Here is a 9753-nt window from a genome sequence, read left to right as displayed (position 1 = left end):
AAGTAACGTCTTTTATATTGATTTTTATGAAATAAATTACCCCTCGCAATGACAGGGTTAGTTTAGAGTTTAGGGGAATACCCCGGTCCCGCAGGTGCGGGACAGCTCCCCTTGAAAAAAGGGCACTAACGTACACACCGTGTCTTCCATCTCTGTTGATGGTCCAACGTGCAATGCTAGCATCGCCATGCATTTCGCATGCCCGCGGGCCGCAGGCACGCCTCTCTACACCAGCTAGCGTTAGGCACGTCTCTTGAGCCAACGACTGAATCTCCTGGTACTGTCTATTATTTATGCTTTAATAGCTCACTTATCATCATTTTGAGCATATCTTCATTAGTCTCATCAATCCTAAAATTCGAAAATATAATACGCCCTTTTTGATCGATCAGGTAATTTTGTGGTACTCCGTCATAATCTAAATTGCCTTTATCTCTACTAGGCTCTTCTTTTATAGGAATAAAACTATACCCCGTAGAACTCATAAACGGCAGGACATGTGCATCCTGGTTTCTTGCAGCATTAATACCTAGGTAGGCCACGTCTTTAGAATCAAATTTTTTAACTACTGAATCTAAGTGGGGAAACTCTGCCCGGCAGGGGCCGCAGGCCGGAAACCAATGAGTGAGTAATACAATCTTCCCCTTATGATCAGCCAGGGAAGTTCTTCCGCCTTTGTAATATTGCTCTAAAGAAAAATCTGTTGCTGGCGCTGCCGATGATTCACGCATATTTTGAATCTCAATATCTACTTGCTGTTCATCTTTGCCAAGTTTTTTCGCATATGCTAGCAATGCTGTCCGACCCCTGGTTCCCGGCTGTTTCGCATAGAATAAGGATAAAGTATCATAAGCAGCCTTACTATCCAGGGTTGCTTCTATAGCTTCTGTCCTGACTAAAACATATCTTTCATCGTTTTGATAGCTTGCGGGTAGAGCACGTAGCATTTCAAGGACTAATGCTGGTTTATTTTGATCCATCATACTTCTTACATCTCTGACAGTCCTTGCTAAATTTAAATTTTCACTCCATTGATAGTGATTCACTTTGGGTTCTAAAACCATGTTCAGCGCTATATCAAATGCCTTTTTCGGATTTTTGTCTAACAGGTAGTGATAATAAGATTCTATCCCAAAAGAAGATGACTGGGATGGCTTTGCAGAATATCTTTTATATAACTGTTCATAGAATGCTATTTTCTCGTTTTCGTTTTGCGAGTTTAAGGCAAGGAATGTAAGGGCTAATGGCGCCTCCGCGCTTTCAGGAAACCGGAAAGCAACAGCCAGTAACAATGAATCGAATCTGGCCGAATCGGTATTTTTAAATGAGTAGGCATAGGACATTGCATATTTAGGATTTTCCGGTTCAGCCTTTTTGGCATTTGCCATATACTCCTGGCTTAATGTATTTCCAGATATCTCCGCATTAGCGCCCAGAAGATACCAGGCTTCAGCATAACCAGGTTTCAATTCGACAGCTTTAAGAAGATATCCACTGCCTTCAGGATACAGAAAGCTTACAAGGTGTTTCCCAATTGAAAACGGGACAGCGGAAGATTTTGGAAAACGTTTCAACCATACAGCATACTGGCTCTTGAGATAAGGGTCGTCGGGAAGTAAAGCTTTAAGGAAAGTCTCGTGATTTTTAATGCTTTCCGGGTTCGATTCAACAGCAGCCTGTAAATTTTTTAACTTGGCTAATTGTGCGCTTGTTTTAGTAAATCGAGATTGTGCAAAGCCCTCTACGCATACAGTTATAAAGAATAGGCAGCAAATGCAATACTCTAAGTATTTTGCTATTATTCTACCTTTCTGCTTCACCATAAGTGATTCGAAATTCTATAATACAATCCACCGACTCAAGTCTTTTAATGGGAGTTAGAGTGTCGTACCTCGTTATTTCAACGATCAGTCCTAACCCTACCACAGCCCCAGCGAAATCCTCAACTGCCTCAGCGCCTTATTAAGATGATTTTCAACAGTTTTAGTAGAAATATCAAGCTTACCGGCAATTTCCTTGTGAGACAGGTGCTCTTCCCTGCTAAGCTTATAAACAACCTTGCATTTCTCTGAAAGGCTATTTACTATCGAATTAACATAAGAAAGCAATTCTCTGTGCTCGATATTGCCGTATTCAGATGGGGTCTGAAGGCGATCCTGGATATTTTCAAATATATCTTCCCTTACCGAGCCGTGGCGAACCTGGCGATAGACTTCATAGCGCACAGATGCGAAGAGGTATGATTTAAGCGATGCCTTAATTTCTATTTGCTCCCTTTTATTCCAAAGATTTATGAAGAGTTCCTGGATGATGTCTTCACAGCCTTGCTGGTCCTGCAGCATGTTATGGGCCGAGGTATAAAGCTGATTCCAATATTTTTTATAGATGACTTTCAAGGCCAGATCATCCCCCGCACGCAGACGCTCCATAAGCTCTGTATCCTCTAATAATATCATCTCAGCCATAACAAGTTTAAACTTATCTAAAATAAACTAATATTCAAAATATAACATTTCGATACTTTGCTCTTAACAATCGACCATATTGCATAAAAGCCATTTTCAAATATTAGAAGGTGTAAAAATGCATACTACCCACATTAAGGTATCAATATTTTTATAGAGACTAGGGGGTAAAGTATTTTTTACACTCTTTAATAAAAAGCGGCTTTTATCCTAACTCAATCAGCACTGACCTTCATACCGGAAGTATGAATAATGCCATGAAAAACATGCCCAACATCATGTCAATATTTATGGCGATGGGAATGCCTTTCAGGGAAGTGATTAAGGCTACTACCTGGAATCCGGCTCAGCAAATTAAAAGGCCCGAACTTGGAAATATCTCTATAGGTGCTGATGCAGATGTTGCTATATTCACTGTTCGTAAGGGCAATTTTGGATTCTACGCACGTGACGGAAAAATCGCTGGAAAAGAAAGACTGGAAACGGAAATGACTATCCGGGCAGGAAGAATTGTCTATAATTTGAATGCGATCGCTGAGCCTAATGTTGTTCAGGCGCTACCTGGACCAAGGCCTGTAGCTGCCGGTCAAAGATCAGGCAACACACCTTAAGACTTGTGATAATCAAATTCAATAACAGAATAACAATGATCATTCTTCATTGCAGCTTACAAAAAACAGGTCTATTAGCCCTGTTTTTGTCATGTGCGGTATATGCGCAAGCGCAGCAAACAACTACGGCTCCGGCAGCCGCGCCAACCAGGCAGGTAGCACCTGTCAAAACACCTGTATCCTTACGCCCGGATATTACTATTAAAAAAGTTATGGATATCGGTCCTCTGGGTGTACGACTAATCCGAAACTCCAAAACAGGTGAATTCTGGTACTCGACTTTCGATGGAAATGTTTTTCGCATCTCCGGTTTTGATACCCCAAAAGCTGCAGAGCACAAGGTTTTTTCAGCTGCCGATCATGGCATTACGAGACTGCAGGGTGCTGCATTCTTAAATAATACCCTGTTCCTATGCGGCAACATCAGTGCAAACGGAGGCAAAGGGACCAAGGGCCGCATGGTAAAGTACGATGTCTCAAAAGCAAAACCGGCACTTATCGAGGTGTTTAATACCGTTGAATACGGTACCAATGCTACAACGTTCGATCATGGCTGGAATGCCCTGGAGATCAGCCCTGATAAGAAATATATTTTTGTTAATTCAGGAGCACGTACCGATCATGGAGAAGTTCAGGACAATAGAGGAGCCTATCCTAATGCCCGCGACAATGGATTAACTTCCAATGTCTTCAGGTTTCCAGTGAATGCCGAAAATCTCCTGCTTCCATCAGAAACAGAAAAATTAAAGACGATGGGATATCTCTATGCTGAAGGTATTCGCAATGCCTACGATATGGCATTTGACGGTAACGATAACCTTTTCGGAGTTGTAAATTCCGGGGATTATGATCAGTCTGAGGAGATGTTCTGGATCAGGCAAGGCCGCCATTACGGCTTTCCGTGGCAGATGGCAGGAGTTGAAAATCCGCAGCAATTCTCGCCATGGGTTCCTGACCCGGCAACCGATCCGTTTATTAGTCCCGGTGCCCACGCATGGGTAGTAAAGTACTTTAGGAATGATCCCGATTTCCCAAAGATCCCTGCTGGACTGAAATTTTCAGCCGGTGTTCAGAATATGGGGCCTGCTGCAAATGAATATCGCGATATCGCAACAGGCAAGATCGTTGACGGAGATGTGACGGGACGCACTGTAAGTACTTTCAATGCACATAGTGTGCCACTTGGATTAGTTTTCGACACCAAAAATGTTCTGTCGCCTGAGTTTAAAGGAGACGGCTTTGTCTTCAGGTACGGAGGTGGCTCTGACCGCCCCGGCACCAATCTTCTTAGAAAAACCGGTAAAGATCTTCTTCATATGGAAATGCACTACAACCCGGTGGCCGACAATTTTTATATGAAAACTACCAGCATCGCTAATAATTTTAATGCCCCAGTTGATGCCGTTCTGCTTGACAATAAAGTTTATGTCGTTGAGCATGGCCCAGAAGGCTCGGTGGGGGGAAGGATTTGGAAGGTGACTTTGCCTAAGAAATGAAGAGTGATCGGGTAATTAGTGATAAGTAATCGGTAATCAGTAATCAGTGCCAACGTATCTAAAGAATTATAACCCTAATAAAATATCAAAAATACTCCGCACATATGCGTTTGTTGGATGCTGATTACCGATTACTTGGCGCAGCCACCGATTACTTTTCACGTTTAACTAAAATAATTCCTAATTTCAAATCACATTCACAATCAAAAGCATAAGAAAATGGACGAATCAACTCCCGAACAGAACTTTGCAAAGACTGGTTTAACCCTGCCTCCTGCCCCAACTCCTATTGGTGTTTATAAACCATGTTTAATTGACGGTAAATACCTTTATGTTTCAGGACATGGGCCTGTTCAGAACGATAAGGGACTTATCAGAGGAAGGATCGGTAAAGACATGGATCTCGAGCAGGGCAAACTGGCCGCACGGCAAGTGGGATTGACCATTCTTTCAACGATAAAGACTAAATTGGGAAGTCTCAATAAAGTTAAACGAGTGATCAAGGTCCTGGGAATGGTTAATTGCACTTCAGATTTTGAGGCTCACCCAAAGGTCATTAACGGCTGCAGTGAGCTTTTTGCTCAGGTTTGGGGACCAGACAACGGCATCGGCGTACGAAGCGCCGTTGGATTTGGATCCCTCCCGGATAATATTCCCGTTGAGATCGAATGCTTATTTGAGCTCGCAAATACCCCGAGGGATCCTTTGAAATAGTGTCAATGGTAATCGGTAATCGGGCGATCGGGTGATCAATAATCGGTAATCGGTACGCCCGGTGGAACCAACAACTAACAACCAACCTAAACATGGAACAAATCTGGCCGCAAAACTACGACCCCTTAAACAACCCCTGGATGTCAACGATTTTGGCCGCATTGCCAATTATTGTACTTCTGGGATCCATTGCCGTATTTCACATGCGGATCCATCTCGCTGCAATTTTAGGCCTGGTGGTCGCAATAGCCGTAGCTTTATTCATATTCAATATGCCGGCACAGGCGGTAACTGCAACCACTCTTTACGGGAGCGCTTATGGCCTGTTCCCTATTGGCTGGATCGTACTTAACCTGATTTTCTTATATCAGCTAACGGTTGACAAAGGTCTTTTTACCCTGATACGCATGCATTTGTCCACTATCGCGCCCGACCCGAGGATCCAGGTGATTCTCATTGCCTTTTCCTTCGGCGCTTTTTTTGAGGGTGCCGCAGGTTTTGGAACCCCTGTTGCAATTACTGCTGCTATCCTGATGCAGCTCGGTTTCAGGCCGCTGGCGGCTTGCGGGCTTTCGCTAATAGCAAATACCGCCCCTGTTGCATTCGGAGCGCTTGGGACACCCATAATAGCGCTCTCGGCTGTCACAGGAATTGATGTGCTGCAGCTTTCGGCAATGGTTGGACGGCAACTACCCTTCTTTTCGCTGATAGTACCCTTTTGGGTGATCTGGGCAATGGCGGGTTTCAGAGGTATGATAAACGTGTGGCCGGCTGCCTTAACCGCCGGGCTTTCATTCGCTATCACACAATTCCTGGTATCCAATTATCATGGCCCATGGCTGGTGGATATTTTTGCTTCAATAGCATCCATCACTTCACTCATCGTCTTATTGAAATTTTGGCAGCCTAAAACCATATGGGAGTTACCTGTTGCCGAAGATACCGTGTCTATAGACAAAGAACCGGCTGTCGTAAAAAGGAAAGACATGATAAGGGCATGGACGCCATGGGCCATCCTGGTGATTTTTATTTTTGCATGGGGAGTTCCAACAGTCAAAACTGCGTTGAATAAAATTTCAGCACCTGAATTCAAAGTAGCTTACCTGCATAATCAGGTAAAACGCACTCCCCCAATCGCACCTGAACCCACAGTGGATAAACCCGCTAAAACCGAGGAAGCTGTATTCAAGTTAAACTGGATCTCTGCAACTGGTACAGGAATTCTGGTAGCCGCAATCATTGCAGGTTTCGCCATTGGATATTCACTAAAAGGAATGCTCAGGGTATATGGACAAACCTTTTGGCGGGTACGGTTTTCACTGATTACCATTGCCGCGATGCTGGCGCTCGGCTATGTAACCAAATACTCGGGAGCCGATGCTACACTAGGACTTGCGCTTGCCAAAACGGGGGTTTTATATCCCTTCTTCGGCACGATGTTGGGCTGGCTTGGTGTAGCCCTTACGGGATCAGACACCGCTTCAAACGTTCTATTCGGAAGCCTTCAAACCATAACTGCAAAGCAAACTGATGTAAGCCCTATACTTATGGCTGCAGCAAACAGCTCCGGCGGTGTTATGGGTAAGATGGTGGATGCCCAGAGCATCGTTGTCGCCAGTACGGCTACTAACTGGTACGGCCACGAAGGCCAGATCCTGCGCTACGTATTCTTTCATAGCATAGCTCTGGCAGCGCTGGTAGGATTGTTAGTATTTCTGCAGGCTTATGTTATACCGTTTTCGGATATGGTGGTGAAGTAGAGATTAGTTGTTGGTGGTTAGTTGTTAGTTGTTAGATCAGGCGTATAGTCCATCCAGTCCAACAACTAACTACAAACCTCTTCTCATCATCCTGTTTATATATCAATTATTATTTCTCTGAACCCACGCCCAGGTAAGTTCTTAATTTTTCGCTTTCAAATTTATCTGCGGCTTCCTTATCTGGCTTAGCCAGGGAAACTAGTATACCCACAAGGAATGCCGAGGTCATGGATACCAAAGCCGGGTTCTTCAATGGGAAGATCGCTTCTGCATTGCCGAACACATCAACCCAAACTGTTGGGCTTAGTACAATTAATATTAAGGAAAGGGCTGCTCCAACAACGATGCTCCAGACAGCTCCCGCAGTTGTAAATCCTTTCCAGATAATAGACATCAGCAAAGCCGGGAAGTTCGCACTTGCAGCTATAGAAAAGGCCAGACCAACCATAAATGCAACGTTCTGCCCTTTAAATATTAAACCTAATCCAATCGCCAATAGCCCCAGGAAGATAGTAGCTCTCTTCGCAACTTTGATCTCTCCCTTTTCATCAGATACACCTTTTTTAACAACGTGCACATAAAGGTCATGAGAAATACTTGATGCTCCTGAAAGGGTCAGGCCGGCAACAACCGCTAATATTGTAGCAAATGCCACCGACGCGATGAAGCCAAGAAATGCGCTTCCGCCAACATGTTCTGCCAGAAGTAGTGCCGCCATATTGCCGCCTTTGTCCAATCCTTCAATTGGAAGCTTACCTACCAGTGCCATTGCTGAGAATCCGATCAGGAAGGTCAGGATATAGAAATAACCTATGAAGCCGGTGGCAACAAAAACTGATTTCCTTGCCGCCTTATCGTCAGGAACTGTATAAAAGCGCATCAAAATGTGAGGCAATCCTGCCGTTCCGAGCATTAATGCTAAACCTAGGGAAATGGCATCAAGGGGATTTGTGATATATCCTCCCGGGGCCAGCATATCTGAACCGTATTGAGTTCTTACCGAATCGAAAAGCTCCCCCGGACTGAAATTAAACTTGGACATCGCGAGAACTACCAGGATAGTTGCACCTGATAATAATAACACTGCTTTAATTATCTGCACCCATGTGGTAGCGATCATTCCGCCGAATAAGACATAGCAGGTCATAACTAAACCAACCACAACTACCGCAATTTCATAATTAAGACCAAACAATGTCTTAATTAACGTTCCTGCGCCAACCATTTGAGCAATAAGGTAAAACGATATCGTTAGAAGCGAACCGACAGACGACGCAATTCGAATTGGCCGTTGCTTTAACCGGTAAGCTACCACATCCGCAAAAGTGTATTTACCGAGATTACGAAGCGGCTCCGCGATCAGGAACATAATTAACGGCCATCCAACAAGAAATCCGATCGAGTATATCAATCCATCATAACCTTTTGTCGCAACCATACCCGCTATTCCGAGGAAAGAAGCGGCACTCATGTAATCACCCGCCAGGGCCAGTCCGTTTTGAAAACCCGAGATATTACGCCCGGCGGCGTAGAATTCAGAACCTGTTTTAGTTTTTTTAGCTGCCCAGTATGTGATATAAAGCGTTACCGCAACAAAAAGGAAAAAAATAGCAATAGACACCGGGTTAGCCGTGCCCAGTGTGGAAGTAGTTCCAACCGGGTTAGCCTGAAGAAGTAAGTTTAGAGACATATACGTTTGTGTGTTGTTGAATTAATTAGAGATCTTTCTTTATTTCTTTCACTGCGGCATCGTAGTAATTATTTGCCCAATAGACATAAACGCCTGTGATCAGCCATGAAAAGATTATTATGCCTATCCCTACTATGATCGCAAGATTTAGCGAATCTCCAACTGGCATTTTCAGTGTTTCTTTGTGGTAAGCAACCACCATCAAAAAACCGATATAGACAAAAAGCATCAGGAAGGTGAGTGTCAGGGAGATGTTCCATCTGTTTTTTACCAGCTTTTTGAAGGCCGGGCTTTGAAGGATTTCATTTGTTTTAGTCTTATTCATAAAATTTAATGAATTAGTTTAGGGGTTCGATTTGTAAAAAACATTTGCCGCAAATGCCTTGCAGCTCATAAAATAGATAATTAAAGTGTTATTGAAACAGTTCATAAGTCTATGAAAAAAAAATGAATTTAGAACGTAACCCGAGTAACTATAAATTATAATAAGTAAGGATTTTTTAAACTCGCAAACTGATCCTTCTGTCTTGTCCTTTGCTCTTTATTCAGCATATAACGAATGGACAATTCCCCATTCCAGTCCTCTCAATTCAGCTAATCCACGTAGGCGGCCAATGGCTGAATAACCCGGATTAGTATGTTTTTTAAGATCATCGAGCATTTGATGTCCATGATCAGGCCTCATTGGTATGGAAACCTGTCTCGTCTTCGAGATCTCTACGATCTGCCGGACAACCGCATACATATCTACATCACCCTCAAGATGATTATCTTCAAAAAAATCGCCGAATTCATTTCTCCTGGTACTCCTCAGATGTATAAAGTTGATCCGGTCAGCATAACGGTTAACCATGTCGGCGAGTTTATTATCATCTCTCACACCAAAAGAGCCGGTACAAAAACATAAGCCGTTATTTAATGGAGGCACTGCTGATATTAAAGCATCTATATCTTCGGAGGTACTTACTACTCGGGGCAGGCCTAAAATAGCATACGGCGGATCATCCGGATGGATAA

The 9753-nt window shown here is 43.6% G+C and carries 9 protein-coding genes; 4 read left to right on the top strand and 5 right to left on the bottom strand.

Annotated features, from left to right (window positions below):
* Window positions 1-287: 287 nt before the first annotated feature.
* Window positions 288-1823, bottom strand: a complete 1536-nt coding sequence (locus tag WKF69_RS15610) for a redoxin domain-containing protein (RefSeq protein WP_340383055.1) — start codon at window positions 1821-1823, stop codon at window positions 288-290.
* A 96-nt stretch (window positions 1824-1919) separates the two neighbouring features.
* Complete coding sequence (locus tag WKF69_RS15605) at window positions 1920-2465, bottom strand: RNA polymerase sigma-70 factor (RefSeq protein ID WP_340383054.1); 546 nt, start codon at window positions 2463-2465, stop codon at window positions 1920-1922.
* A 191-nt stretch (window positions 2466-2656) separates the two neighbouring features.
* Here WKF69_RS15605 and WKF69_RS15600 point away from each other — a divergent pair, with 191 nt between their 5' ends.
* The 4 genes from WKF69_RS15600 (at window position 2657) to WKF69_RS15585 (ending at window position 7046) form a co-directional block, all read left to right on the top strand.
* Window positions 2657-3076, top strand: coding sequence for an amidohydrolase family protein (locus WKF69_RS15600; protein WP_340383056.1), 420 nt, complete (start codon window positions 2657-2659; stop codon window positions 3074-3076).
* Window positions 3077-3111: 35 nt separating this feature from the next.
* A complete protein-coding gene (locus WKF69_RS15595) occupies window positions 3112-4572 on the top strand; it encodes a hypothetical protein (RefSeq protein ID WP_340383053.1) in 1461 nt (486 codons plus the stop codon).
* 219 nt (window positions 4573-4791) lie between these two features.
* Window positions 4792-5286, top strand: a complete 495-nt coding sequence (locus WKF69_RS15590) for a RidA family protein (RefSeq protein ID WP_340383052.1) — start codon at window positions 4792-4794, stop codon at window positions 5284-5286.
* A 92-nt stretch (window positions 5287-5378) separates the two neighbouring features.
* On the top strand, window positions 5379-7046 hold the full coding sequence (locus WKF69_RS15585) for an L-lactate permease (RefSeq protein ID WP_340383051.1): 1668 nt from the start codon (window positions 5379-5381) through the stop codon (window positions 7044-7046).
* A gap of 109 nt (window positions 7047-7155) precedes the next feature.
* On the opposite strand, the gene WKF69_RS15580 is transcribed toward WKF69_RS15585, so the two are convergent.
* From WKF69_RS15580 to WKF69_RS15570, 3 genes are all read right to left on the bottom strand, one after another.
* Window positions 7156-8736, bottom strand: coding sequence for a sodium/solute symporter (locus WKF69_RS15580; RefSeq protein ID WP_340383050.1), 1581 nt, complete (start codon window positions 8734-8736; stop codon window positions 7156-7158).
* 25 nt (window positions 8737-8761) lie between these two features.
* The gene (locus WKF69_RS15575; RefSeq protein WP_340383049.1) at window positions 8762-9061 is read right to left on the bottom strand and encodes a DUF485 domain-containing protein; all 300 of its coding nucleotides are present in this window, start codon (window positions 9059-9061) and stop codon (window positions 8762-8764) included.
* A gap of 216 nt (window positions 9062-9277) precedes the next feature.
* Window positions 9278-9753 (bottom strand): mannonate dehydratase (locus WKF69_RS15570; RefSeq protein ID WP_340383048.1); only part of this gene is annotated, 476 nt, incomplete at its 5' end.

The sequence above is a fragment of the Daejeonella sp. genome (assembly GCF_037719425.1).
GTDB lineage: Bacteria > Bacteroidota > Bacteroidia > Sphingobacteriales > Sphingobacteriaceae > Daejeonella.
This window is presented reverse-complemented; position numbering and strand designations above follow the sequence as displayed.